Origin of the sequence: Mycoplana azooxidifex, from assembly GCF_014196765.1 — a bacterium.
Lineage (GTDB): Bacteria > Pseudomonadota > Alphaproteobacteria > Rhizobiales > Rhizobiaceae > Mycoplana > Mycoplana azooxidifex.
The window spans coordinates 347,335-371,083 of sequence record NZ_JACIEE010000001.1; the positions used below are offsets into that span (position 1 = coordinate 347,335).

Consider the following 23,749-nt stretch of genomic DNA (forward strand, 5'->3'; position numbering starts at 1 on the left):
GCTCAACCCTTCATTTTCAGCGGCAGGCCTGCCGCGACAAAATAGACTTCGGAAGAAAGCTGCGCCACCTGCTGGTGCAGCCTGCCGGCGTGGTCGCGGAATTCGCGCGCCATCTGGTTGTCCGGCACGATCCCGAGCCCGACCTCATTAGAAACGAACACGAGCCGCCCCGGCGCAGTGACGACGGCGGCTGCGAGATCGTCGAAGGCGGCCGCCATGTCGTGCTTTTCGAGCATCAGGTTCGTCACCCAAAGCGTCAGGCAATCGACGAGCAGCACCCGGTCGTCTCGCGCCGTATCGTTGATGCGTTCCGGCAGCGCTAAGGGCTCCTCGTGCGTCACCCAGCCATGGCTGCCGCGCTGCGCCTTGTGCTGGTCGATGCGCGCGCGCATCTCCTCGTCCCAGGCGCGGCCGGTGGCGATGTAGTGCCTGGAAAGGCCGCTCTCGGCGGCCAGCCCTTCGGCAAATGCGGATTTTCCGGAACGCGCACCGCCCAGAACCAGGACGGCTCCGGGCGATGTCGTTTTCATCAGGCTGCCTTTGCTGCGATCTTCCTGGTGACGCCGATCTTCTCGTTGGCGAACCCGAGCGAAAGGCCGAGCACGATCCAGAAGAACAGCGTGGTGGCGAGCGCCGCCACGGCGAACTCCGCCCCGAGCACGGCCGGCACGTTGCTGGCGATGTCGGCAGGCTGCGGCGCGCCGTAGACCTGCGGCGCCGCGATCAGCACGACGCCGGCGACCTTCGCCGCAATCCCGTCCTTCAGGATCAGCAGGTAGAGCCCCACGGCCGAAAGCACCACGGTCGCAATCCACCAGGCCTGGCGATCCCCAAGTTCGGCTGCCGGGAAGCCCGGAAGCTCCGGCGGCAGGCCGATGGCCGGCAGGAGATGCACGGCAAGCCAGCCGGCAGCGCCCCAGAGCGCACCGTTGGCGACCGTGATCGCATTGCCCGTCACGAGGCTCACACCCGCCAGCAGCAGCGCGAAGCCCGCACCGGTGACGAGGTTGGCAAGCAGCGTGCCGGAGAAGCGGCTCATGCCGAACATGATGCCGCCGTCCTCGTGCTCGCCCTCATGGGCATGGGCGACCGAGATCGGCGAGAGATAGGCGGCCACCTCCGACAATGCCGCGCCGATGCCGAGCGCGGAATGCTCGTGCGAAGCGTCCGGCCGGGCTTCGGCACCGGGGGCGGCAGGCTCTTCATCGCCGCCCTCGAATTCCTCGGCATGAAGGATGAGCGGAATCACCCGCGCCTCCTGGGCGGCCGTCATCAGCGCACCGGAGAACAGCCCGGCCACCAGTGCGGCCAGGAGATATTTGACGATCATGACATCTGCTCCTTAGTGGCAGGGAAAGCCGTAGGAGTGGCGGGTATCGTGCGCGGTGTCGTGCAGGACGGACGAATTGGCGAGGCCTGCGCCGAACACCAGGAATCCGCCGAGCAGAAGCGCTACGAGACCGGCATAGAGACGATCGTTGAGGGAAAGGGAAACAGAAGAAACGTGAGACGCAGCCATGACAACCTCCGTGCTGGCAACGGGGAAAATCCCCAGGTCGGGCACAATGCCCTTATTGGCCGGCAGGTCTCCTGGCTCGCGGCGTCGGGCGTCATGCGCCTGCGGCCCATCCTCGCCTTCCCGGGTGATGTGCGACATGAAAGGCGGACGATTCGTAGAGATAGAGGCGTCCAGACCCCGGTTCATCATGCCGCCACCCAGTGGCTTTGCCGGTCTGATCCGACCGGCTGGATAGGCCTCGCCACTCTACAGTCGCGGGGTCGGCCGTGATTGGAGCGCCCTGATTGGGTCCACCCCGTCACGTTCCCATTTAAGCGCCCGTCCATCACTGGACCGACGCACCTTCCAATAGTGGCGATGATTATGCCTGCGGGGGCTGGAAGTCAATTGGCAGGAAACGGCATCCGCCGCGCCGAATGCGTCGCCGCGGCGGCTGTTCGATCAGTTCCGCGGGCCGCTCAGTAGCCCGGCCCGCTGATCGTCAGGTCGCCCCCAGGGCCGTAGTTGCCCCCGACCGGCCCCTCGTAGACGCCGCCGACCGGACCCTCGCGATAGTAGCCGTCGACCGGCCCCTCGTAGACGCCGTAGCCGTCATTGTAGTAGCGGTCGCGCCGGGCGCGCTGGCGCGTGACATATTCGCGACTGCGGTTCTCGGCGAAGCGCGCCGACTGGCGCAACTCGCGGTACTGCTTGCGCGTCAGGTACCCGTCGCCAGCGTAGCCGGCCGAGCGCTGCCAGGAGGAGATCGCAGCCCGCGTGCGTGGACCGTAGACGCCGTCCGCCCCGCCGGTGCCGTAACCCAGCGCATTCAGCCAGCGCTGGGACTGGGCACGCGCGGCCGGATCGAGATAGGCCTCGCGCACATCCGAAGGCGTCTGGAAGACCTTCGGCTGCTGGCCGGGCGCAGGCTGCGTCTGGCGAATCAGCGGTTCCGTCCCAGCGCCGAGCGGCGCGGCAGCGGCGGGAGCGTTGATGGCGGGCTCCCGCGCGGCGACGTCGCCGGAGGTCTCTTCGTCGCCTGTGGTGTTACCGCCCTTTTCCAGCGCGGCAAGGCGCTGGCGCGCCTCGTCGGCAAAGCGGCCTTGCGGGAACTCGCGCAGGTAGCCCTCGAAAGCCTGCGGCCGGCCGTTCAGCACCGCGCGGCTCCAGTTGTTGTCCTCACGACGGGCCAGCCGCTCGGCCTCCCCGTCTGCGGCCCCGTCCACCGGCCCGGCTGCGGCTGCATCGGCGGCCCCGTCTACGGCCAAGCCACCCTCAGGATTGGCCGCAGGGCTCGCGTTCGCATTCTCGCCATCGGTCGGGAGTGCCTCGGTGTCGAGCGCGTCGGCAACGCTGCCGTCAGCGACCGGCGGCGCGACGGACGGCTCTGCCGCCTGCTGTTCCTCTCTTGCGCGTTCGGCGTCGGCCTCGGCCGCTTCCCCCTGGGCCTTTTCGGCAGCAGCGGCATCCGCCCTCGCCTGCGCTTGCGCAGCCGCACGGGCCTCTTCCTCCGCCTTCGCCTTCTCGGCTTGCGCCTCGGCGATCGCGCGCTCGCGTTCGGCTTCCGCGGCCGCCTGTTCCGCCTCGGCCCGCGCGGCAGCGGCCGCATCGGCGCGCACCTTCGCCTCGGCCGCGGCCTTCGCTTCCTCTTCCGCCTTCAAGCGGGCCTGCTCGGCCTTTGCCTGCTGCTCGGCCTTGAGCCTTTCGGCCTCGGCCGCTTCCTCGGCGCGCTTGCGCTCGGCCTCAGCCGCCTGCCGTTCCGCCTCGGCCTTCGCCGCCGCTACACGCTTCGCCTCGGCCTCCGCGCGCGCCAGTTCTTCCTTGCGCTGCCGCTCGGCCTCTTCCACGCGCTTCGCCTCGGCCGCAGCGGCCAGCCGCTCCTCTTCCGCCCGCTGCTTCTCGGCGACGATCCTGGCCTCCTGCTCGGCCTTCAGCCGCGCGGCTTCGTCGGCCTTGCGGGCGGCCTCGGCCTTTTCCTTCTCAGAGCCAGCACCGGTGGCCACGGTTGGATCCTGCGCCTTCTGATCGCTTGCGGCCGCGGTGCTGGCAACGCCCCTGGCGTTCAGTTCGGCCAGCCGGAGCCGGGCCATCGAGGCGAAGGTGCCGTTCGGATAATCCTTCAGATAGGCCTCGTAGCCTGCCGGGTCGCTGCTGGAGGATACCTTCTGCCAGAGGGAGAACTCGTTTTCCCAGCGCTTGCTGGCGCTGACAGCCGGCTTCGTCTCGGCCGCCTGCACCGCCGGTCCGCCAGCGATCGCAAGCCCGATCAGCCCCGCCCATCCGAGTTTCGCAAAACGGCCACTGGTCATTCGACTTTCCCTTTCGATCGCATGCGACATCCCCCGACAGATAGCCGCAGGGCGATGCCACTCAAGGTCTTTGCATCGGATTCTGGCGCAACTTTGGTGGTAACCTTAACCGACGAAGATGACGAAACGGCTTCGCCATTCGCTCGGAAAACGTCTCAGCGGCCCCGATTAATCGGGATGGTTCAATCACTTTCCATCAGCGTCGAAAGCCACCTGTGATCCAGCACCGCCTCGAGCTCGGCGGCAACGCCGTCGAGCGCCGCGTCCACCGCGCCCCGGTAGTCGAAGCCGCCGCCGGCGATGCCGAATTCTGCAAGCAGCCGGCTGCGAAAGGCATCGCTCGCCATGAAGCCATGCAGGTATGTGCCGAACACCCGGCCATCCGCCGAGGTCGCGCCGTCCGCCCTGCCGTCGATCATAATAGGTGGACGAGCGCAGTCGGGGCCGGTGGTCCGGCCGAGATGGATCTCATAGCCTTCCAGCGGCACGTCGTAGTCGAGCGAGCGCGCCCGGCTGTTACGTACCGTCTTCTCCGGCGCCATCTCGGTCTCGACGTCGAGCAGGCCGAGACCCTCCACCGCGCGGTCGCTGCCCTCGATGCCGAGCGGATCGCGCACCGACCGGCCCAGCATCTGGTAGCCGCCGCAGATGCCGATGGTGCGCCCGCCGCGCCGGTGATGCAGGGCGAGGTCGCGATCCCACCCTTGCGCGCGGAAATCCTTCAGGTCGGCTATGGTGGATTTCGAGCCCGGCAGGATGACGAGGCCGGCATCCGCCGGCAACCGCTCGCCGGGACGAACGAAGACGAGCTCCACGTCCGGCTCCTGCGCCAGCGGATCGAGATCGTCGAAATTGGCGATGCGCGGCAGCACCGGCACTGCAACCTTCAGCGCGCCGGGCCGGCCGGAAGCCAGCCGTTCCAGCACCACCGAATCCTCCGGCGGCAGTTGCCGCGCATGCTTCAGCCAGGGCACGATGCCGAGGCACGGCCAGCCGGTATGCTGCCCGATCGCCGCGATGCCGTCGTCGAACAAGGTGACGTCGCCGCGAAACTTGTTGATCAGGTAGCCCGACACCATCGCCCGGTCCTGCGGCGGCAGGATCGCCTTCGTGCCGACCAGCGAGGCGATCACCCCGCCGCGGTCGATATCGCCGACGAGCACGACGGGAACGCCTGCCCGCGTCGCAAAGCCCATGTTAGCGATGTCGCCGGCGCGCAGGTTGATTTCGGCCGGGGAACCCGCCCCCTCGACGACGACGAGATCGGCACCGTCGCAGACGCTTTCGAAGCTCTCCATCACCGCGTCCATCAACCTTGGCTTGAGCGCCTGGTAGTCGCGTCCCTTCGCCTGGCCGAACAAGCGACCCTGCACGATGATCTGGCTGCCGGTGTCGGATTGCGGCTTCAGCAGCACCGGATTCATGTGCACCGACGAAGGCGTGCGCGCCGCCATCGCCTGCAGCCATTGCGCCCGCCCGATCTCGCCGCCGTCATCCGAGACAGCGGCGTTGTTCGACATGTTCTGCGGCTTGAACGGCCGCACCCGCAATCCGCGATTGGAGGCAATCCGGCAGAGCCCCGCGACCAGTACCGTTTTTCCGACATCGGAGCCGGTTCCCTGCAGCATGATTTTTCGTGTCATGCCCCTTCCCTAGCACCGCGCCGGAGCACCGCAAAGCCCTGAAAGCGCCGCGATGCCGGCGCAATCGGGCTGCGGCCCTGCGACCTGCGACGAAAGTGCTAATATGCATATTCCGTTTACGACATCCGATGGCGGCGGCAATGGCGATTTCGTTTCCGTCCAGGCCTATATCGCCACTATCGGAGCAGCGGAGAACACCGCCGCCGGAAACCCCAAGGACAAAGACCATGCTGTTCATCTTCAGCAAGCCCAATTTCGTTCAGATCGCGTGGAACGGCAAGGCTCCCGAGCGCCAGTCGCGCGTGCGCAACCTCGTCGCCGAAGCCCCGCTCGGCCCGCTCAGCATCGTGCGGACGCGCAACGTCGGCTGAGGCCATCTTGACGGAACAAATGACGGGCGCCCTTGTGCAAGCGGGGGCGTTTTTCTTTGTCTGATGAAAACGGGAAAGCAGCAAAAGAAAAAGCCGCGGACCGCCCAACGGGTGCTCCACGGCCGGTCCGAAACACGGACGACACCGGATGAACGCACCGGCGAAAGATCGACCCCGGTACGCACTACCTGACCCGGGGACCGGCAGGGACATTGCCCGCCGCATGCCGATTGATAGCCTGACATCGTTACCGGATCGTTATCACGCGCCTCACCAGACGCAAATTGCGCATTTTTAGAGCCCTGCGTAGAAATTTTTATGAAAATTGCATGCGCCGTATTCAGGACAGCATCTGTCCTGATCGGGCTACCGGCGTATCCGTTTGCGACCGCCGGAATATCAACGGTGCCCAGCAATGAGCAAAAGCTCACTTTTTGCCCGCCGCCCTGCCGCAATTGCAGCACCCGGATATCCCGCGGCAGGTTGCCAACAGCCTGCCGCCCCGCCTCGACGGTTGATTTCCTTGTCAGAATCCTTACGCTGCCTCCAGCGACGAAATAAGGCTCTCGCGGCGACAGGGTTCCGCCGCCGGCCATCAAGAACCGGTGTCGCTGTAAGCAGGGGATCGACTTGCCTGACCCGGTTTTTCGCCCCTGCCTGTGGAACGTAATCGATCGGGCAGCCAGGTGTTGCAGTGCCCTGACACGCCCCGGATGAATTGCTGCCATCAGACTGGGAGATGACAAGATCATGAAGAAGCTGCTCGCTTCAACCGCCCTCGCCGCCGGCCTCTATGCCGGCGCCGGCGCGGCACAGGCTGCCGATTGCGGTAGCGTATCGATCGCCGAGATGAACTGGGCTTCGGCCGGCGTTGCCGCCTATGTCGACAAGATCATCCTCGAAAACGGCTATGGCTGCACGGTGACGCTCGTCACCGGCGATACCATGCCGACCTTCACCTCCATGAACGAGAAGGGCGAACCCGACCTCGCTCCGGAGTTCTGGGTCAATTCGGTCCGCACCTCGCTCGACGCGGCGATCGCCGAGGGCCGCCTGATCCAGGCCGCACCGCTGCTGTCGGAAGGCGGCGTCGAAGGGTGGTGGATCCCGAAGTTCATCGCCGACGCCCATCCCGACATCAAGTCGGTCCAGGACGCGCTCAAGCATCCCGAGCTTTTCCCGGCGCCCGAAGACGCGTCGAAGGCCGCGGTGCACAACTGCCCGTCCGGCTGGAACTGCCAGGTTTCCACCGCCAACCTCTACAATGCGCTGAACGCCAAGGACGCCGGCTTCGACCTCGTCGACACCGGCTCGGCTGCCGGCCTCGACGGCTCGATCGCCAACGCCTTCGAGAAGAAGACCGGCTGGCTCGGCTACTACTGGGCGCCGACGGCCATTCTCGGCAAGTACGAGATGACCAAGCTCTCCTTCGGCGTCGAGCACGACAAGAAGGAGTGGGACGCCTGCACCGCGATCCCCGACTGCCCGAGCCCCAAGGTGAACGCCTATCCGGTCTCCGACGTCTTCACCGTCGTGACCAAGGCCTTCGCCGACAAGGCCGGCGTCACCATGGACTACATGAAAACGCGCCAGTGGGACAACCAGACGGTCGGCAAGGTTCTCGCCTGGATGGGCGACAACCAGGGCACGAACGAGGATGCCGCCAAGTACTTCCTCGAGACCTATCCCGACATGTGGACCAAGTGGGTATCCCCGGAGGTCGCCGAGAAGGTCAAGGCGTCTCTCTGAGCCGCCGTTTCACGGAGGGCCGGCGGCGGATGACCGGCGGCCCTTTTTCGTTGCCTGCAGATTGAACACGGCGCACGGTTGCTGCCGGCGACTGCGAACAGAAAAAGCAAGGTCGCAAACAGCACAGGCTGATGCGCCGCTTCATGTGAAAAGACAAGGATAACGAAAAGCCGGTGCGCACACGCACAAGAACAATCCCGAAGGTTGTGCCCTGGCGCGATCGGCGGGGAGCGTAACCGGCGGAACAAGGGGATTGATATGGCACTGTGCGACTACTTGCCGGCGATGCTTTGCAAGTTTCCCGCGCTCAGCGACTCGACGATCCGCGCGGGGCGCAAGACGATCGACGACGGCTTCAAGGCCTTCGTGCGCTCCTACAGCGACATCATCGACACCGCCGTGCAGCCGCTACAGGTCTTCCTGAACTTTCTCGAACGCCTGTTCGTCACCTCGCCCTGGCCGATCATCCTCATCGCGATGCTCGTGATCGTCTATCTCGGCAGCCGCAGCGTGCGCGTCACGATCGGCACCGCGCTCGCCATGTACTTCATCGGCCTGTTCGGCCTTTGGAACGACGCGATGGTGACGCTGGCCATGACCACCGTCTGCACCATCTTCGCGGTCCTGCTCGGCATCCCGATCGGCATCCTGATGGCGCGCTTCGACCGGGTGCAGGCAACCGTCAATCCCATTCTCGACGTGATGCAGACGATGCCGAGCTTCGTCTATCTCATCCCTGTCGTGATGATCTTCGGCATCGGCAAGGTTCCGGGCATGATCGCCGTCGTCATCTATGCCGTCCCGCCGATGATCCGGCTCACCAATCTCGGCATCCGCCTGGTCGACAAGGAGGTTCTGGAAGCGGCCGACGCCTTCGGCTCCTCAGGCTGGCAGAAGCTGAAGAACGTCCAGATCCCATTGGCGCTGCCGACCATCATGGCCGGCATCAACCAGACGATCATGATGTCGCTGGCCATGGTCGTCGTCGCCTCGATGGTGGGTGTCGGCGGGCTCGGCAAGAACGTGCTCGGCGCCATCAACAACCAGTTCTTCACCGTCGGCTTCCTCAACGGCTTCGCACTCGTCGCGATCGCCATCATTTTCGACCGTACCAGCCAGGCCTTTGGCAAGCGCCTGCAGAAGCACTCGGAGGTAATCCATGGCTAGTCACGCCATCGAAGTCAGAAACCTTTACAAGATCTTCGGCCCGCGGGGCGCGGATTACGTCGACCAGGTCAAGAATGGCCTCTCGAAGACCGACCTGAATGCGCAGTACGGCCACGTGCTCGGCCTCCAGGACATCAACATCGCGATGCCGGCCGGCGGCGTCATGGTGGTCATGGGCCTGTCGGGCTCGGGCAAGTCGACGCTGATCCGCCACATCAACCGGCTGATCGAGCCGACCTCCGGCGAGGTCCTCTATGACGGCGTCGACGTCTGTCGCATGAACGAGCGCGACCTGCGCGAATTCCGCCGCCACAAGACGGCGATGGTGTTCCAGAAGTTCGCGCTGCTGCCGCACCGCACGGTCGTCGAGAACACCGTCTACGGGCTCGAGATCCAGGGCGTTCCGACTGCCGAGAGCGAGAAGCGCGCGCGCTACTGGATCGACCGTGTCGGCCTTTCCGGCTTCGAGAACCACTATCCGAACCAGCTCTCCGGCGGCATGCAGCAGCGCGTCGGCCTCGCCCGCGCGCTGACCAACGACGCCGAAATCCTGTTGATGGACGAAGCCTATTCGGCGCTCGACCCGCTGATCCGCGTCGACATGCAGTCGGTCCTGCTCGACCTGCAGAAGGAGTTGAAGAAGACCGTGGTCTTCATCACCCACGACCTCGACGAGGCGCTCAGGCTCGGCGACAAGATCGCGATCCTGCGCGACGGACGCGTCGTCCAGCAGGGCACCGGCCAGGAGATCGTGCTGGACCCGGCCGACGACTACATCACCGCCTTCGTCAAGGAAGTGAACCGCGGCCGCGTCATCAATGTCGAGACGATCATGAAGCCGCTCGCCGGCAATCCGGAGGGACTGCCGATCGCCAAGGGCACCGTGCTGGAATCCGCGGCCCGCGCGATGACCTCGGCAGGCCAGTCCGTCGCCCACGTGGTCGACGAGGCCGGCCGGCCGGCCGGCACGCTCGCCCTCGACACGATCATCGCCGCCATGGTGACGCCCATAGGCCATGACGAGGCGCAGCAGGCGGCTTAGGCAAGCCTCAAGACACAGGAGGCTGCGGGTCGGAAAGCGCCCTGCCCGTCGCCGGCGACCGCCGAATCATGCCTCTTGTTCCGTGAAGCTCTCGCGCGCATTCCGGTGACGCGGGGGTAGCCCACACCCATTCCCACGGGCGAGGACGCCCGCAACGTAAGGCGTGCAACGCAGACAGCGCTTTCCTCGCCGCCGGCGCAACTCTCTCTGCCTTCAATGCTTGCACGGACATAAAGAAATCTTTATATCTAGATGCAAGCATGGCCTATACCGACATGACAATGTGCCTTCGACCGCCCGCCGGTCCGGGGACGGACGGGAAAGTTGAACCGATGACGACCGAAAACAATGCGCTGGCAGCGCTGCTGGCCGAAAAGCCTTTCCTGCTCGCCGACGGTGCCACCGGCACCTCCCTGTTTGCCATGGGTCTGGAGGCCGGCGAGGCGCCGGAGCTCTGGAACGAGGCCAAGCCCGACAACATCACCCGGCTGCACCAGGACTTCGTCGATGCCGGCGCCGACATCATCCTGACCAACACCTTCGGCGGCACCCGCCATCGCCTCAAGCTGCACCACGCGCAGGACCGCGTCTTCGCGCTCAACAAGCGCGCCGCCGAGATCGCCCGCACCGTCGCCGACAAGGCACAGCGCAAGGTGATCGTCGCCGGCTCCGTCGGTCCCACCGGCGAACTGCTGATCCCGCTCGGCGCGCTAACCTATGACGACGCGGTTGCAGCCTTCGCCGAGCAGATCGAGGGCCTGAAGGCCGGCGGCGCCGACGTCGCCTGGATCGAGACCATGTCGTCGCCGGAAGAGATCCGTGCAGCCGCCGAGGCCGCCGTCAAGGTCGGCCTGCCCTTCGTCTATACCGGCTCGTTCGATACCGCCGGCAAGACGATGATGGGCCTGCATCCGAAGGACATCCACGGCGTTGCCGGTGACATCGGCACCGGCCCGCTCGCCGTCGGCGCCAATTGCGGCGTCGGCGCCTCCGATATCCTCTCATCCCTGCTCGACATGACCGGCGCCGACCCGTCTGCCACGATCGTGGTCAAGGGCAATTGCGGCATCCCGGAATATCGCGGCGCCGAAATCCATTATTCCGGCACGCCGCCGCTGATGGCCGAATATGCAAGGCTCGCCCGCGACGCCGGCGCCCGCATCATCGGTGGCTGCTGCGGCACCTCCTGCGAGCACCTCGCCGCCATGCGCCAAGCGCTCGACGCCCACGAACCGCGCGAGCGCCCGACGCTGGAGGCGATCGTCGAAGTCATCGGCCCCCTTCGCAACAAGTCCGCAAACGAAAGCGCCCCCGCCCGCGAACGCAGCCGCCGCGGCAGGGCCTGAGCGGACGCCCACCTCCCCCTTGAGGGAGGAGGGTAGCCCCTCACCCTAACCCTCTCCCCGCGAGCGGGGAGAGGGGACGCGCCCAGGGCAAAGCACCCTGCACTGTCTCGCAGAATCCCGAATACGCCGCGGCAATCGCCCTTCTCCCCGCCTGCGGGGAGAAGGTGCCGGCAGGCGGATGAGGGGCTGCGGGAGTTGCGCCCGGTCCGTCGCGCCCCGACCGATTCCCGCCGCTTGCACGCCCCCGCCCCGTCCTCTATCCGGGGAATCTGATAGAGATTCGCTGGAGACCGGGCCGATGAACGCAGCCGCCTTTCCCGACCGGGACACAATCGCCGAGAAGATTTCCGCGCTCAGTGAGGCCGACCAGTCGTTCCTGAAGCTCCTGATGGAGAACCCGCAGCAGGACGAGAACCTGATGGCGGGACTCGATTTCCATCTCGCCACGGCGGCACAGGGACGGTTCCTGAACTCGCTCAAGCTGGAAAAGCTCGGCGCATGGTTCGGCAACACCGCACCTGCGCGCCTGCAGATGCGGCTGATGGAGGCCGCCCGCGCGAGCCAGCACGCCGCCCACCAGGCCTTCCGCACCGGCCTGACCCGCTCGGGCGGCCTCGAAAGAGCCTATCCCAAGGTCTGAGCTCCCCGCCCTGAGCCTTGAGGCCTATCGGTTGTCATGGCACAGCTCGAACGGACGACGCCTTCAATAGGGCAACCCACCCGCCACCGCGATCACCGTGCCCATGCGCGAAAAGCGGTCGTTGCGCCGGACGTCGGGCGCATAGAGGCTGGAAATACTGCCATCAAGAAAGAGCGCGCCCCGGCAGCCCAGCGCATCACGAAACAGTGTGGCGAAGTCGTGAAAGCGCACCGCACTTCGCGAAATCGCGAACGCCACGCGCCCGTCCGGCAGGATGCCGACGCCGTTGCGCACGTAAAGACTGTCGCTATTCGGCAGGAAGCGCGGATGGATGCGGCCGTCAACGACCAGCATCGGTCCCGACTGGGTGGCGAACTGCACCTCCGGCTGCGCCTTTGCGAAAGCCTCCGTCTCCATCACCCCCGCCGCACCCTTGCCGACAAAGAACACGCCGTTCGGCTTGAGGAAGAAATTTCCCTCGCCCGCCTCGCGGTTCAGCGGACGGCGCTCGCGCCCGTATTCGACGAGCAGCCCGACCGGCAAATAGCCAGGGTGATACATCCCGCCGTTCATCCCGAAGACGAGGAACTCCCGGTCCTCGCGCAGGATGTCGCGCACCGCCCAGTAGGTCAGCGGATCGGTCGCCCCGTCCGGCACCCCATAGACGCGGATCGTCTCGCGCGCCGGATCGAAGCTGCAGATGATGTAGCTGTCGGCAAGATGGCGGATTTCCTCGCAGGCCGCGGAGGCCGGGCCGGCGGCGAGCGATGAGGCGGCGAGCGCAAGGCCGAGAAGATGGCGCTTCATGGATTGTCGAACTCCGAGATCGAGTCGATCACAAGCTCGCATCTTCGCCCCTCTGTCGCAAATCACAGCCCCAGCGCGGCCATATGGAAGCGCAACTGATCGTCGCAGTAGCGATATCCCTCACCGACCGGACAGGCGTTGCGGGCGAGGCAGCCGCCGGTCATGCAGCCTTCGCGGCCAGCCTCCGTACGCAGGTGCCCCCGGCAGGCCGCAACGTCGAAACCGGCGCCCGTCACCGCTACGGCCGGACATGGGCGCAGACACGGCCGGTCGCGACAGGTATCGCACGGATGTGGCCCGACCGGCTCCACATCCGCCTCGAGCGGGTGATCGAAGCCGAGCGCGCCGCGATAGCCGTGCCACAGGCCGAAACGGGGGTGGATCAGGATACCAAGCGGGGAGGCCCGCAGGCCCTCGGCCCGCATCGCCCATTGCTGGAAGGGCTGCCAGGGTGGGTCGGAGGGAAAATAGGCCGCGGCACCCCATGCTGCCGCGATCGGCGTGATCACCGCTTTCGACCAGGCGTCGAGCGGATCGCCGCCGTCGCGATCCGGCGCCTCGTCCTGCCAGGCGCGAAAATGCGGCCAGATCGAGCTTCCGATGTTTCCGATCAGCGCGACGCTCGCCGCCCTGCCGCCGCCGGGAAGGATGGGTGACGCCTCGCCCTCGGCAAAATTCACGAGGCCGCGCAAAAAAAGACCGTGCGGCTGGAGAGCCGCACGGATCGTATCGCTGGTGGGGCGTCCCGCCGTCATTTCGGCTTCGGCCCCTGAAGTTCGTAGTGCGGTCGCCAGACTTCCTTCTGGATCATGTCTGCCACCGTCGATGCTCCGCCTTGCTCCCTGGCGCGTTCGGGAACCTTTCAGGTGAAGGCGTCGGGCATGGATTCCTTGCGCTTGGCGACATAGGCGAGCAGCGCCTCGTCGATCGCCGGGTCCAGGTAAGGTGCCTCGTACTGCTCCAGCCAGGTGCGGCACAGCGCATTGGCGCGCTGCTCGATGCGCTTGCTTCCCTCGATCTCCCACTGCTCGAACGAGTTGTTGTCGGCGAGCGGCGAGCGGTAGAACGCCGTCTGGAAGTTGGCCTGCGTATGCGCGCAGCCGAGATAGTGGCTGCCGGGCCCGACTTCCCTGATCGCGTCGAGCGCCTGGGCCTCTTCGGTCAGGTCGATGCCCTCGGCCATCTTCTGCATCATGCCGAGCTGGTCCTGGTCGATCATGAACTTCTCGTAGGACGACACGAGGCCGCCCTCCAGCCATCCGGCCGCATGCAGCACGAAATTGGTACCGGCGAGCAGCGTCATGTTCAGCGTGTTGGCGCTCTCGTGCGCGGCCTGCGCATCCGGAACCTTGGAGCCGCAGAGCGAGCCGCCGGTCCTGAACGGCAGGCCGAGTCGGCGGGCGAGCTGGGCTGCACCATAGGAGACGAGCGACGGCTCCGGCGTGCCGAAGGTCGGCGCGCCCGACTGCATCGAGATAGAGGCGGCGAACGTGCCGAACAGCACCGGCGAGCCGGCGCGGATCAGCTGGGTGAAGGCCGCACCGGCCAGAACCTCGGCCAGGATCTGCGTCAACGTGCCTGCGACCGTGACCGGGCTCATCGCGCCAGACAGGATGAACGGCGAGACGACCGAGGCCTGGTTGTGGCGGGCATAGACCTTCAGCGCCCCCACCATGGTCTCGTCGAAGACCATCGGCGAATTGGCGTTGATCAGGTTCAGCGTCACGGTGTTCTGCTCGACGAAGTCTTCGCCGAAGACGAGCTTCGCCATGGCGATCGTGTCCTCGGCGCGCTCGGGCGCGGTCACCGAGCCCATGAACGGCTTGTCGGAATATTTGAGGTGGCTGTAGATCATGTCCAGGTGGCGCTTGTTCACCGGGACGTCCACCGGCTCGCAGACCGTGCCGCCCGACGAATGCATCGACGGCGCCATGTAGGCGAGCTTCACGAAATTGCGGAAGTCCTCGATCGTCGCATAGCGGCGGTTGCCCTCCAGGTCGCGCACGAAGGGAGGCCCGTAGACGGGGGCGAACACGGTCGCCTTGCCGCCAATCTCCACACTGCGGACCGGATTGCGGGCGTGCCAGGTGAAGGATTTCGGAGCCGTCTTCAAGAGTTCGCGGCAGAGCCCCTTGGGAAAGTGCACCCGCTCGCCCTTGATTTCGCAACCAGCGTCCTTCCAGAGCGCCAAGGCCTCCGCATCGTCGCGGAACTCGATGCCGATCTCCTCCAGCACGGTGTCGGCATTGCGTTCGATCAGTTGCAGGCCTTCCTCGTCCAGCACCTCGTACTCGCGGATCTTGCGGGTGATGTAGGGCAAGGACGGGCCGGGGCCACCGCCGGAACGCGATGCACGGCGTGCCGCAGCTCCGCGTCCTTCGCCGCGTGCACGGCGACCGCCACCTTCGCCTTCCGGCTGCTCTGTCGTCAAACTCATGTCCGTACTTCCTCGGTTCTTGAACGGCGCTCCGTCGCCTGATGCTCATATGCTACCAAGCGATCGACTCGGGACGGGTCTTAATGCGCCAACGGCTGGCGCAGGGGAGACACCGCCGGAACCCTCCAGTCGCCCCTTTGATTTGCCCTGTCAATCCCGGCGTCCAGCCGCTACCATCAACATATTCGCGTCGTCGCTTTTTGCTCCATGCGACGTCGCTTTCGAAATCGGATCTTAACGGCAACATCGCTAACACTGGAATGCCCGGCCCGTGCCTGCCGCGCCACTGGAGACGAGGAGACATTCATGGCAGACGACGAAATCATTCTCGCCGACCTCTCCGACGAAGAGCTCGTGCAGCAGATGCACGACGATCTCTACGACGGCCTGAAGGAGGAGATCGAGGAAGGGACCAACATCCTGCTCGAACGCGGCTGGGCCCCCTACGACGTTCTCACCCAGGCCCTCGTCGAAGGCATGCGCATCGTCGGCATCGATTTCCGCGACGGCATCCTCTTCGTCCCCGAAGTCCTTCTGTCGGCCAATGCGATGAAGGCCGGCATGTTCATCCTGCGCCCGCTCCTCGCCGCCACCGGCGCGCCGAAGCAGGGCAAGATGGTCATCGGCACCGTCAAGGGCGACATCCACGACATCGGCAAGAACCTCGTCGGCATGATGATGGAGGGCGCCGGCTTCGACGTCATCGACCTCGGCATCAACAACCCGGTCGAGAACTACCTGGAAGCGATCGAGCGCGAGCAGCCGGATATCCTCGGCATGTCGGCGCTGCTGACGACGACCATGCCCTACATGAAGGTCGTGATCGACACGCTGAAGGAAAAGGGCATGCGCGACGACTACGTCGTCCTGGTCGGCGGCGCGCCGCTGAACGAGGAGTTCGGCAAGGCTGTCGGTGCCGACGCTTACTGCCGCGACGCGGCCGTGGCCGTCGAGACGGCCAAGGACTTCATGAAGCGCAAGCACAACATGCTGGCCGGCGCCTGAGACCGAAAAGGCGGCGTCCGCTTGCGCAGGCGCCGCCGCGATCTCATATGCTGATGATTACTGGGCTGCCCGGGCGACATCCCTGCCCGCAGCCTCTGTGGCGTTGACGGTGTTGGCCGTGTCCTGGCCGATTCCGCGGATGGTGTTGCCGCAGGCGCTGAGCGAGGCGAGCGCTGCGAGTACGAGGCTGATCTTGGACAGGGTCTTGATGGTCATGGTCGGAGTTCCTCTCGATGGATGCGAACACAAATGAAGTATGGGAAGACAAGTCCCGGCTTCAACGCGCGAACGGCGAAAAAGTTCGCGTAATCGCCTGTGGCGCCATCGCACGCGAAGTGATCGCCGTCTGCAAGGCAAATCGCCTCGACCATATCGACCTGCAATGTCTTCCCGCCATCTGGCACGCCTACCCGGAAAAAATCACCCCCGGCATCGAGCGGGCGATCACAGAGGCGCGCGCAGACGGGATCGAGCGGATATTCATCGGCTATGCTGACTGCGGCACGGGCGGGCTGCTGGACGTGCTCTGCACACGCGAGGGCGTCCAGCGCATCGAAGGTCCGCACTGTTATTCCTTCTTCGCCGGCAACGAGGCGTTCTCGCGCAACGACGACGACGTTACCTCCTTCTTCCTCACTGATTTCCTGGCCCGCCAGTTCGAGGCCTTCGTCGTCGAACCGCTGGGGCTCGACCGGCATCCGCAGCTGCTGCCGATGTACTTCGGCAACTACCGCAAGCTCGTCTATCTCTCCCAGGTCGAGGACGAGGCCCTCCAGCAAAAGGCGCGGCAGGCGGCCGACTATCTCGGCCTCGAATACGAATACCGCTTCACCGGCTATGGCGACCTCTCCCCGGCCCTGACCGCTCTCGCGACGTCCTCCACCGACGCTTGACGATGGCTTGTGGCGGACGAGATCCTCGCGCATAGAATGCACGATTTCAAAAGATCCTGACGCTAAGGTTCGCCCGGAAAGATCCCGTCGGCTGGCGGCGGGGCGATGCGGGACGGCGGGACAGGCATGACAGACATCGCAGGAGAAGGCACGGCAGCAGACGACGGCCAGGCACCATCGCGGCCACCAGACGCTGCGATGGGCCGCGTCGTCGTCCTCACCCAGGGCGGTCCCAACCCGGAAATCCTCGTCAACGCATTGAAGCGCCGCGTCCCCGATCTCCTCGTCGTCGAGGAGAAGCCGGAATCCAAGAAAGCGATGCTGCGCCAGAAGGTGCGCCGCCTCGGCTGGGTCACCGCATTCGGCCAGATGGCGACGATGGCTGTGTCGAAATTCGGCAAGCCGCTCGCCCGCCGCCGCGCCAGCGAGATCGTCCGCCAGTTCGGTGTCGACGTCCGGCCCGACCCGGCGCTGCCGCGAATCTCGATCGACAGCGCCAACAGTGCGGAATTCGTGCGCCTGGTCGGCGAACTGAAGCCCGCCGTGCTGTTCCTCGTCAGCTGCCGCATCCTCAGGCCCGAAACGCTGCGGGCCGTTCCCTGCCCGGTGCTCAACTTCCACGCCGGCATCAATCCGCAGTATCGTGGTCAGCAGGGCGGCTACTGGGCACGGGTGATGGGCGACGAGGCGAACTTCGGCGCGACCGTCCACCTGGTCGACGCAGGCGTCGATACTGGCGGCGTTATCGGCCAGGTCCGCGTGACGCCCTCGCGCAAGGACACGATGCACACCTATCCGCTGCTCCTGACCGCAGCCGGCACCGATATCGCTGCCCGCGCCGTGGCCGACGCCCTCGCCGGCGCGGTGCGGCCGCAGGAGACGACGACGGAACCGTCCCGCCAATGGTACCACCCGACGCTCTGGCGGTGGCTGTGGACCGGAATGACGCGCGGGATCTGGTGATACTTGGCCAGTGCGCCGGCCAGTGCCTTGGCCAGTGCCTCGGCAGGCCGTCATTGCCATTGCGCAAGCGGAGCATGCCCGGCCGAATCCCACGTCGTTTTTGAGCGATGCCCGGTCGTGGCGAGCGCAGCCACCGGGCCCTGCAGCAAGCATTGTCGGAACCGAGGAGTACTTTCACCATGGCAGACCGCATCATCGTCTATTGGCGCGACATCCCCGCCCAGGTCATCATCAAGCAGGGCCGCAGGACGGCCAAGCGCGAACTGTCGCTGCGCTTCACCGAGGCGATCGACATGTGCGCCATGCGCACGGGCGCCGCCGAGACCGACGACTACCTCGCCGAATGGCGCAAGGCCGATCCGGTCCCGGTTTCCGACGACCTGGAGGCCGAGGCCGACAGGGCCGCAGCTGAGTTCGAGGCAGCCTACGACCGCGAACGGCTGGTGGCGCTGGTCAAGGCCGGGGGCCGCGACGATGGCTGACCCCAAGCCCGGCAACGCTGCCCCCGCCAAGAAGGCGGCGACCGGCGCCTATACGCCGGTCGGGGTCTCGCCGGACCGCCGCTCCCGGCACAAATATACGGTCCGGCTCTGGGCTGTCCGTCATTCGCGCTTCTTCGAGTGGTTCTACAATCGATTCGCCGCAGCCTTCCTGCTGCTCGATCCGGTCTGGAGGCTGTTCGGATACCAGCGCGTCGAGCGGCCGGTCACCTTCGTCGAGCGCCATGTGAAGGGCTTCCTGTTCGACTGTCGCATGTGCGGCCAGTGCGTGCTGTCGTCGACGGGCATGTCGTGTCCGATGAACTGTCCCAAGCAGTTGCGCAACGGTCCCTGCGGCGGCGTTCGGGCCAACGGCAATTGCGAGGTCGAGCCGGATATGCCCTGCGTCTGGGTGCAGGCCTGGAAGGGATCGCAGAACATGGCGAATGGAAATGCCATCATGAACGTGCAGAAGCCGGTGAACCAGTCGCTGCGCGAGACATCCTCCTGGCTGCGCGTCACCGCCGAGGCCGCGGCGGCCCGCGAGGCTGCGAGCGGAAAGGACGCCTGATCCATGGCCCATATCGACGAGAACCCCCTCGGCCCCCACCTGCCGCTCGATCCCCAGCCCGGCCATTCGTCCCTCGGCCGGCTGGAACGCGTGCTCAGGCGCGGCGAATTCGCCGTCACCGCCGAGCTGAACCCGCCCGACAGCGCCAATCCGGAAGACGTCTACGAACGCGCCGCGATCTTCGACGGCTGGGTGGACGGCATCAATGCGGTCGATGCCTCCGGCGCCAACTGCCACATGTCGTCGGTCGGCATCTGCGCGCTCCTGACCCGTATGGGCTATGCCCCGATCATGCAGATCGCCTGCCGTGACAAGAACCGCATCGCCATCCAGGGCGACGTGCTGGGCGCGGCCGCCATGGGCGTCTGCAACATCATGTGCCTCACGGGCGACGGCGTGCAGGCCGGCGACCAGCCCGGCGCCAAGCCGGTCTTCGATCTCGACTGCATGTCGCTGCTCGAGACCGTCCGCATCATGCGCGACAATTCCAAGTTCCTGTCCGGCCGCAAGCTGACGACGCCGCCGAAGGTCTTTCTCGGCGCGGCGATCAACCCCTTCGCGCCCCCCTACGATTTCCGCCCCTACCGGCTCGCCAAGAAGATCGAGGCCGGCGCGCAGTTCGTGCAGAGCCAGTACTGCTTCGACGTGCCGATGTTCAGGGAATACATGAAAAAGGTCCGCGACCTCGGCCTGCACGAGAAATGCTTCATCCTCGTCGGCGTCGGTCCGATGGCGTCGGCCAAGACGGCCAAGTGGATCCGCTCCAACGTACCCGGCATCCATATTCCGGATTCCATCATCGCCCGCCTCGAAGGCGCGCAGGACCAGAAGAAGGAAGGCAAGCAGCTCTGCATCGACATCATCAACGAGGTGAAGGAGATCGAGGGCGTGTCCGGCGTTCACGTGATGGCCTACCGCCAGGAGGAATACGTCGCCGAGATCGTCCACGAATCCGGCGTCCTCAAGGGCCGCAAGCCCTGGACGCGCGAACCGAACCCGGTCGATACCCTCGTTGCCGAGCGCCTGGAGGAAGCCCGCGCCGGCAAGGAGCAGAACCAGCAGGAAATGGCCGAGATCGCCGCCCAACACCCGCATTGATCGCGGCGGGCGCCATCCGACACGCCACCTTGTAACCCGAAAATTCGCGCGATAGCTTGTCGCCCACACCACCAGAGGAAACTTAATGACCCGCACCATCGTCGCTTCCGCCACCCGCGAGATCGTCATCGGCTTCGACCAGCCGTTCTGCGTCATCGGCGAGCGGATCAACCCGACCGGCCGCAAGAAGCTGGCAGCCGAGATGATCGAGGGCAATTTCGACACGGTCATCAAGGACGCGCTGGAACAGGTCGCGGCCGGCGCCACCATGCTCGACGTCAATGCGGGCGTCACCTCGGTCAACCCGAACGAGACCGAGCCGGGACTGCTGGTCAAGACGCTGGAAATCGTCCAGGGCCTGGTCGACGTGCCGCTCTCGATCGACAGCTCGGTAACGGCTGCGATCGAGGCCGGCCTCAGGGTCGCCAAGGGTCGGCCGCTGGTCAACTCGGTCACCGGCGAGGAAGAAAAGCTCGAGGCGATCCTGCCGCTGGTCAAGAAGTACAACGTGCCGGTCGTCGCGATCTCCAACGACGAGACCGGCATCTCGATGGACCCGGACGTGCGCTTCGCCGTCGCCAAGAAGATCGTCGAGCGCGCCATGGACCATGGCATCAAGCCGGAAGACATCGTCGTCGATCCGCTCGTCATGCCGATCGGCGCGCTGGGCGACGCCGGCCGCCAGGTGTTCGCGCTGCTGCGCCGCCTGCGCGAGGAGCTGAAGGTCAACACCACCTGCGGCCTCTCCAACATCTCCTTCGGCCTGCCGCACCGCCACGGCATCAACGCCGGCTTCATCCCCATGGTGATCGGCGCCGGCATGACGAGCGCGATCATGAACCCCTGCCGCCCGCAGGAGATGGAGGCCGTGCGCGCCGCCAACGTCCTGAACGGCACCGACGCCAACTGCAGCAACTGGATCATGACCTACCGCGACCACAAGCCCGCCGAGGGCGGCGCCGTGGCAGCCGCCTCGCCCGCCCCGTCGGCAGGTGGCGGCCGTCGTGGCGGACGTGCCGGCCGCACCGGCGGGGGCGCGTCGCGGGAGTAGCGTCGATGACCCCGCGTCGCCTGCGCAAGGATGCCTCCACGCTCTGGTTCCAGGCGCCCTTCGTCATGGCGATGCGGATCCACGAGATGCAGATGGCGGCGCTGACCGGCAAATCGCAGGACGCAGCCGAGATGAACCGCATGGTGACGGAGAAGGTGATGGCCACAGCCGAAAGTGCCGTGGCCGTCAACATGGCGATCTCGCGCGCGGCCTTCGGCGCGGCGATGCAGATGATGACCGGCGGCCGTCCCTCCACCGCCAAGGCCGGCGAAACCATCGCCGCGGCAGCCCTCAAGCCTTACGGAAAGCGCGTGCGCGCCAATGCGCGGCGCCTGTCGAAAAAGAAATCCTGATCCCGCCAATGTGACAGGCGCACGTGCCCTCCCTGAAATGATGCTGGCAGATCTTTCCAAGTCGGGACTTTCCATGTCGGGATTTGACGGTTATCAGGCGGCATTCCGGTGCAGTCTGGTAACGAGGCGTGATGCGGCGGCCCGCTAGGCCCGCGTCCGGGAGGAAAGACTTTATCCATGCGCATCGAAGGCAATTCCGAAAACGAGAGCAACATGAGCGAAGCGGCGCAGACCGATCCCCTCGTCCTCTTCATGCCGTCCGGCAAGCGCGGCCGCTTCCCCGTGGGCACCCCGGTCCTCGACGCGGCGCGCAAGCTCGGTGTTTATGTCGAAAGCGTCTGCGGCGGCCGAGCCACCTGCGGGCGCTGTCAGATCGAGGTGCAGGAAGGCAGCTTCGCCAAGCACAAGATCGTCTCCTCGCTGACACATATCTCGGAAAAGGGCCCCAAGGAGGAGCGCTACGAGAAGGTCCGCGGCCTGCCCGATGGCCGTCGCCTCTCCTGTTCCGCCCTCATCCTCGGCGACCTCGTCGTCGACGTGCCGCAGGATACCGTCATCAACGCCCAGGTGGTGCGCAAGGCCGCGACCGACCGCGTCATCGAGCGCAACGCCGCCGTCCAGCTCTGCTATGTCGAGGTGGACGAGCCCGACATGCACAAGCCGCTCGGCGACCTCGACCGGCTCAAGGTGGTGCTGGAGAAGGACTGGGGCTGGAAGGATCTGCTGATCGCGCCCCATCTGATCCCGCAGGTGCAGGGTATCTTGCGCAAGGGCAACTGGGGCGTGACCGCCGCGATCCACCGCGACATGGATAGTTCCCGCCCCTTCATCATCGGCCTGTGGCCGGGCCTGAAGAACGAAGCCTACGGCATTGCCTGCGACATCGGCTCGACGACGATCGCCATGCATCTGGTCTCGCTCCTCTCCGGCCGTATCGTCGCTTCATCCGGCACCTCCAACCCGCAGATCCGCTTCGGCGAGGACCTGATGAGTCGGGTCTCCTACGTGATGATGAACCCGGACGGCCGGGAAGCGATGACCAAGGCGGTGCGCGAGGCCGTCAACGGCCTGATCGGCAAGGTCTGCGACGAGGGCGGCGTCGACCGCCACGACGTTCTCGACATGGTCTTCGTCGCCAACCCGATCATGCACCACCTGTTCCTCGGCATCGACCCGACCGAGCTCGGCCAGGCGCCGTTCGCGCTCGCCGTCTCCGGCGCGCTGCAATACTGGGCAAGCGACATCGACATCGACGTCAACCGCGGTGCCCGCGTCTACCTCCTGCCCTGCATTGCCGGCCATGTCGGCGCGGACGCCGCCGGCGCCACGCTTTCCGAAGGCCCCTACCGCCAGGACAAGATGATGCTGCTCGTCGACGTCGGCACCAATGCCGAGATCGTGCTCGGCAACCGGCAGCGCGTCGTCGCCGCCTCGTCGCCCACGGGCCCCGCCTTCGAGGGCGCGGAAATCTCGTCCGGCCAGCGCGCCGCGCCGGGCGCGATCGAGCGCGTGCGCATCGATCCCGTCACCCTTGAACCGCGCTTCCGCGTCATCGGCGTCGACCAGTGGTCCGACGAGGACGGCTTCGCCGAGGCCGCGGCGTCCGTCGGCGTCACCGGCATCTGCGGCTCGGCGATCATCGAGGTCGTGGCCGAGATGTACCTGACCGGCCTGATCTCGGAAGACGGCGTGGTGGACGGCGCGATGGCGGCCAGGACGCCGCGTATCATCGCCAACGGCCGCACCTTCTCCTACCTGCTGCAGGACGGCGAGCCGCGCATCACGGTGACGCAGAACGACATCCGCGCGATCCAGCTCGCCAAGGCAGCACTCTATGCGGGGATCAAGCTCCTGATGGAGAAGCAGGGCGTCGACCATGTCGACACGATCCGCTTCGCCGGCGCCTTCGGCTCCTTCATCGATCCGAAATACGCGATGGTGCTCGGCCTGATCCCGGACTGCGACCTTTCCGAGGTCAAGGCGGTCGGCAACGCCGCCGGCACCGGCGCGCTGATGGCGCTGCTCAACCGCGGCCACCGCCGCGAGATCGAGCAGGTGGTCGGCCGGATCGAGAAGATCGAGACGGCACTGGAAGGCAATTTCCAGCAGCTCTTCATCGATGCCATGGCGATGCCGAACAAGGTCGACGCCTTCCCCAACCTTTCGACCGTCGTCACCCTGCCCGAACGAAAAGCGCCGTCCGACGACGGCGGCGAAGGCGGCGGCCGCCGCAGGCGCCGCAGCCGGGAATAGGCCTACGGGGACAGGTTTCGGCACGGAACCCGCTCCGACCTGTGCGGCTGATGACGCATTCCTGATCGCCCCCA

24 protein-coding genes and 1 riboswitch are annotated in these 23,749 nt (G+C 66.0%); of the genes, 15 read left to right on the forward strand and 9 right to left on the reverse strand.

The window, feature by feature from the left end; all coding sequences use genetic code 11:
- Positions 1 to 2 precede the first annotated feature (2 nt).
- From cobU to GGQ64_RS01665, 5 genes are all read right to left on the reverse strand, one after another.
- The gene (gene cobU, locus GGQ64_RS01645; protein WP_183798198.1) at positions 3 to 530 is read right to left on the reverse strand and encodes a bifunctional adenosylcobinamide kinase/adenosylcobinamide-phosphate guanylyltransferase; all 528 of its coding nucleotides are present in this window, start codon (positions 528 to 530) and stop codon (positions 3 to 5) included.
- A complete protein-coding gene (locus tag GGQ64_RS01650; protein ID WP_183798200.1) occupies positions 530 to 1,330 on the reverse strand; it encodes a CbtA family protein in 801 nt (266 codons plus the stop codon). Before GGQ64_RS01650 ends, cobU begins: the two co-directional genes overlap by 1 nt.
- A 12-nt stretch (positions 1,331 to 1,342) precedes the next feature.
- The gene (locus tag GGQ64_RS01655) at positions 1,343 to 1,519 is read right to left on the reverse strand and encodes a CbtB domain-containing protein (RefSeq protein WP_183798202.1); all 177 of its coding nucleotides are present in this window, start codon (positions 1,517 to 1,519) and stop codon (positions 1,343 to 1,345) included.
- A 44-nt stretch (positions 1,520 to 1,563) separates the two neighbouring features.
- Positions 1,564 to 1,879: riboswitch (cobalamin riboswitch) on the reverse strand.
- Between the two features lie 98 nt (positions 1,880 to 1,977).
- Positions 1,978 to 3,807 (reverse strand): peptidoglycan-binding domain-containing protein, encoded by a 1,830-nt coding sequence (locus GGQ64_RS01660; protein WP_183798204.1) that lies wholly within the window; start codon positions 3,805 to 3,807, stop codon positions 1,978 to 1,980.
- Between the two features lie 182 nt (positions 3,808 to 3,989).
- On the reverse strand, positions 3,990 to 5,450 hold the full coding sequence (locus GGQ64_RS01665) for a cobyric acid synthase (RefSeq protein ID WP_183798206.1): 1,461 nt from the start codon (positions 5,448 to 5,450) through the stop codon (positions 3,990 to 3,992).
- Positions 5,451 to 5,677: 227 nt separating this feature from the next.
- On the opposite strand from GGQ64_RS01665, the gene GGQ64_RS01670 reads away from it, so the two are divergent.
- The 6 genes from GGQ64_RS01670 (at position 5,678) to GGQ64_RS01695 (ending at position 11,765) form a co-directional block, all read left to right on the forward strand.
- Positions 5,678 to 5,821, forward strand: coding sequence for a hypothetical protein (locus tag GGQ64_RS01670; RefSeq protein WP_183798208.1), 144 nt, complete (start codon positions 5,678 to 5,680; stop codon positions 5,819 to 5,821).
- A 750-nt stretch (positions 5,822 to 6,571) separates the two neighbouring features.
- Positions 6,572 to 7,570 carry an ABC transporter substrate-binding protein gene (locus tag GGQ64_RS01675; protein WP_183798210.1) on the forward strand — a complete coding sequence of 333 codons (999 nt, stop codon included), beginning with the start codon at positions 6,572 to 6,574 and terminating at the stop codon, positions 7,568 to 7,570.
- A 258-nt stretch (positions 7,571 to 7,828) separates the two neighbouring features.
- Positions 7,829 to 8,737, forward strand: a complete 909-nt coding sequence (locus GGQ64_RS01680; RefSeq protein WP_183798212.1) for an ABC transporter permease — start codon at positions 7,829 to 7,831, stop codon at positions 8,735 to 8,737.
- A complete protein-coding gene (locus tag GGQ64_RS01685) occupies positions 8,730 to 9,779 on the forward strand; it encodes a quaternary amine ABC transporter ATP-binding protein (RefSeq protein WP_183798214.1) in 1,050 nt (349 codons plus the stop codon). Before GGQ64_RS01680 ends, GGQ64_RS01685 begins: the two co-directional genes overlap by 8 nt.
- Before the next feature lie 332 nt (positions 9,780 to 10,111).
- Positions 10,112 to 11,125 carry a betaine--homocysteine S-methyltransferase gene (bmt, locus tag GGQ64_RS01690; protein ID WP_183798216.1) on the forward strand — a complete coding sequence of 338 codons (1,014 nt, stop codon included), beginning with the start codon at positions 10,112 to 10,114 and terminating at the stop codon, positions 11,123 to 11,125.
- Positions 11,126 to 11,423: 298 nt separating this feature from the next.
- Positions 11,424 to 11,765: a hypothetical protein gene (locus GGQ64_RS01695; protein ID WP_183798218.1), complete on the forward strand. Its 342-nt coding sequence runs from the start codon at positions 11,424 to 11,426 to the stop codon at positions 11,763 to 11,765.
- Between the two features lie 63 nt (positions 11,766 to 11,828).
- On the opposite strand, the gene GGQ64_RS01700 is transcribed toward GGQ64_RS01695, so the two are convergent.
- The 3 genes from GGQ64_RS01700 to GGQ64_RS01710 all read right to left on the reverse strand — a co-directional run bounded on the left by GGQ64_RS01700 (position 11,829) and on the right by GGQ64_RS01710 (position 15,009).
- The gene (locus tag GGQ64_RS01700; RefSeq protein WP_183798220.1) at positions 11,829 to 12,572 is read right to left on the reverse strand and encodes a phosphodiester glycosidase family protein; all 744 of its coding nucleotides are present in this window, start codon (positions 12,570 to 12,572) and stop codon (positions 11,829 to 11,831) included.
- Between the two features lie 62 nt (positions 12,573 to 12,634).
- On the reverse strand, positions 12,635 to 13,327 hold the full coding sequence (locus tag GGQ64_RS01705; RefSeq protein ID WP_183798222.1) for a 4Fe-4S dicluster domain-containing protein: 693 nt from the start codon (positions 13,325 to 13,327) through the stop codon (positions 12,635 to 12,637).
- Positions 13,328 to 13,434: 107 nt separating this feature from the next.
- Positions 13,435 to 15,009: a trimethylamine methyltransferase family protein gene (locus GGQ64_RS01710; RefSeq protein WP_183798224.1), complete on the reverse strand. Its 1,575-nt coding sequence runs from the start codon at positions 15,007 to 15,009 to the stop codon at positions 13,435 to 13,437.
- Positions 15,010 to 15,315: 306 nt separating this feature from the next.
- Between GGQ64_RS01710 and GGQ64_RS01715 the strand changes: the two genes are divergently transcribed.
- Positions 15,316 to 16,014, forward strand: a complete 699-nt coding sequence (locus GGQ64_RS01715; RefSeq protein WP_183798226.1) for a corrinoid protein — start codon at positions 15,316 to 15,318, stop codon at positions 16,012 to 16,014.
- Between the two features lie 57 nt (positions 16,015 to 16,071).
- Here GGQ64_RS01715 and GGQ64_RS01720 read toward each other — a convergent pair whose 3' ends face one another.
- The gene (locus GGQ64_RS01720; protein WP_183798228.1) at positions 16,072 to 16,230 is read right to left on the reverse strand and encodes an entericidin domain-containing protein; all 159 of its coding nucleotides are present in this window, start codon (positions 16,228 to 16,230) and stop codon (positions 16,072 to 16,074) included.
- 17 nt (positions 16,231 to 16,247) lie between these two features.
- Here GGQ64_RS01720 and GGQ64_RS01725 point away from each other — a divergent pair, with 17 nt between their 5' ends.
- The 8 genes from GGQ64_RS01725 (at position 16,248) to GGQ64_RS01760 (ending at position 23,675) form a co-directional block, all read left to right on the forward strand.
- The gene (locus tag GGQ64_RS01725; RefSeq protein ID WP_183798230.1) at positions 16,248 to 16,907 is read left to right on the forward strand and encodes a DUF1638 domain-containing protein; all 660 of its coding nucleotides are present in this window, start codon (positions 16,248 to 16,250) and stop codon (positions 16,905 to 16,907) included.
- Between the two features lie 198 nt (positions 16,908 to 17,105).
- Positions 17,106 to 17,870 carry a formyl transferase gene (locus tag GGQ64_RS01730; protein ID WP_183799097.1) on the forward strand — a complete coding sequence of 255 codons (765 nt, stop codon included), beginning with the start codon at positions 17,106 to 17,108 and terminating at the stop codon, positions 17,868 to 17,870.
- A 179-nt stretch (positions 17,871 to 18,049) separates the two neighbouring features.
- Complete coding sequence (locus GGQ64_RS01735) at positions 18,050 to 18,352, forward strand: virulence factor (protein WP_183798232.1); 303 nt, start codon at positions 18,050 to 18,052, stop codon at positions 18,350 to 18,352.
- Entirely contained in the window at positions 18,345 to 18,920 is a 576-nt protein-coding gene (locus GGQ64_RS01740; RefSeq protein WP_183798234.1) for a methylenetetrahydrofolate reductase C-terminal domain-containing protein, read from the forward strand. The genes GGQ64_RS01735 and GGQ64_RS01740 overlap by 8 nt, the downstream gene beginning before the upstream one ends.
- A 3-nt stretch (positions 18,921 to 18,923) precedes the next feature.
- On the forward strand, positions 18,924 to 20,018 hold the full coding sequence (locus GGQ64_RS01745; protein ID WP_183798236.1) for a methylenetetrahydrofolate reductase: 1,095 nt from the start codon (positions 18,924 to 18,926) through the stop codon (positions 20,016 to 20,018).
- Between the two features lie 85 nt (positions 20,019 to 20,103).
- The gene (locus GGQ64_RS01750) at positions 20,104 to 21,069 is read left to right on the forward strand and encodes a methyltetrahydrofolate cobalamin methyltransferase (RefSeq protein WP_183798238.1); all 966 of its coding nucleotides are present in this window, start codon (positions 20,104 to 20,106) and stop codon (positions 21,067 to 21,069) included.
- A 5-nt stretch (positions 21,070 to 21,074) separates the two neighbouring features.
- Positions 21,075 to 21,422 (forward strand): hypothetical protein, encoded by a 348-nt coding sequence (locus GGQ64_RS01755; RefSeq protein ID WP_183798240.1) that lies wholly within the window; start codon positions 21,075 to 21,077, stop codon positions 21,420 to 21,422.
- Positions 21,423 to 21,599: 177 nt separating this feature from the next.
- Positions 21,600 to 23,675: an ASKHA domain-containing protein gene (locus GGQ64_RS01760; RefSeq protein ID WP_183798242.1), complete on the forward strand. Its 2,076-nt coding sequence runs from the start codon at positions 21,600 to 21,602 to the stop codon at positions 23,673 to 23,675.
- Positions 23,676 to 23,749 lie beyond the last annotated feature (74 nt).

Coding starts and splice junctions, on each gene's coding strand:
- cobU (WP_183798198.1), bottom strand. CDS start 530: ATGAAAACGACATCGCCCGGAGCCGTCCTGGTTCTGGGCGGTGCGCGT.
- GGQ64_RS01650 (WP_183798200.1), bottom strand. CDS start 1,330: ATGATCGTCAAATATCTCCTGGCCGCACTGGTGGCCGGGCTGTTCTCC.
- GGQ64_RS01655 (WP_183798202.1), bottom strand. CDS start 1,519: ATGGCTGCGTCTCACGTTTCTTCTGTTTCCCTTTCCCTCAACGATCGT.
- GGQ64_RS01660 (WP_183798204.1), bottom strand. CDS start 3,807: ATGACCAGTGGCCGTTTTGCGAAACTCGGATGGGCGGGGCTGATCGGG.
- GGQ64_RS01665 (WP_183798206.1), bottom strand. CDS start 5,450: ATGACACGAAAAATCATGCTGCAGGGAACCGGCTCCGATGTCGGAAAA.
- GGQ64_RS01670 (WP_183798208.1), top strand. CDS start 5,678: ATGCTGTTCATCTTCAGCAAGCCCAATTTCGTTCAGATCGCGTGGAAC.
- GGQ64_RS01675 (WP_183798210.1), top strand. CDS start 6,572: ATGAAGAAGCTGCTCGCTTCAACCGCCCTCGCCGCCGGCCTCTATGCC.
- GGQ64_RS01680 (WP_183798212.1), top strand. CDS start 7,829: ATGGCACTGTGCGACTACTTGCCGGCGATGCTTTGCAAGTTTCCCGCG.
- GGQ64_RS01685 (WP_183798214.1), top strand. CDS start 8,730: ATGGCTAGTCACGCCATCGAAGTCAGAAACCTTTACAAGATCTTCGGC.
- bmt (WP_183798216.1), top strand. CDS start 10,112: ATGACGACCGAAAACAATGCGCTGGCAGCGCTGCTGGCCGAAAAGCCT.
- GGQ64_RS01695 (WP_183798218.1), top strand. CDS start 11,424: ATGAACGCAGCCGCCTTTCCCGACCGGGACACAATCGCCGAGAAGATT.
- GGQ64_RS01700 (WP_183798220.1), bottom strand. CDS start 12,572: ATGAAGCGCCATCTTCTCGGCCTTGCGCTCGCCGCCTCATCGCTCGCC.
- GGQ64_RS01705 (WP_183798222.1), bottom strand. CDS start 13,327: ATGACGGCGGGACGCCCCACCAGCGATACGATCCGTGCGGCTCTCCAG.
- GGQ64_RS01710 (WP_183798224.1), bottom strand. CDS start 15,009: ATGAGTTTGACGACAGAGCAGCCGGAAGGCGAAGGTGGCGGTCGCCGT.
- GGQ64_RS01715 (WP_183798226.1), top strand. CDS start 15,316: ATGGCAGACGACGAAATCATTCTCGCCGACCTCTCCGACGAAGAGCTC.
- GGQ64_RS01720 (WP_183798228.1), bottom strand. CDS start 16,230: ATGACCATCAAGACCCTGTCCAAGATCAGCCTCGTACTCGCAGCGCTC.
- GGQ64_RS01725 (WP_183798230.1), top strand. CDS start 16,248: ATGGATGCGAACACAAATGAAGTATGGGAAGACAAGTCCCGGCTTCAA.
- GGQ64_RS01730 (WP_183799097.1), top strand. CDS start 17,106: ATGGGCCGCGTCGTCGTCCTCACCCAGGGCGGTCCCAACCCGGAAATC.
- GGQ64_RS01735 (WP_183798232.1), top strand. CDS start 18,050: ATGGCAGACCGCATCATCGTCTATTGGCGCGACATCCCCGCCCAGGTC.
- GGQ64_RS01740 (WP_183798234.1), top strand. CDS start 18,345: ATGGCTGACCCCAAGCCCGGCAACGCTGCCCCCGCCAAGAAGGCGGCG.
- GGQ64_RS01745 (WP_183798236.1), top strand. CDS start 18,924: ATGGCCCATATCGACGAGAACCCCCTCGGCCCCCACCTGCCGCTCGAT.
- GGQ64_RS01750 (WP_183798238.1), top strand. CDS start 20,104: ATGACCCGCACCATCGTCGCTTCCGCCACCCGCGAGATCGTCATCGGC.
- GGQ64_RS01755 (WP_183798240.1), top strand. CDS start 21,075: ATGACCCCGCGTCGCCTGCGCAAGGATGCCTCCACGCTCTGGTTCCAG.
- GGQ64_RS01760 (WP_183798242.1), top strand. CDS start 21,600: ATGCGCATCGAAGGCAATTCCGAAAACGAGAGCAACATGAGCGAAGCG.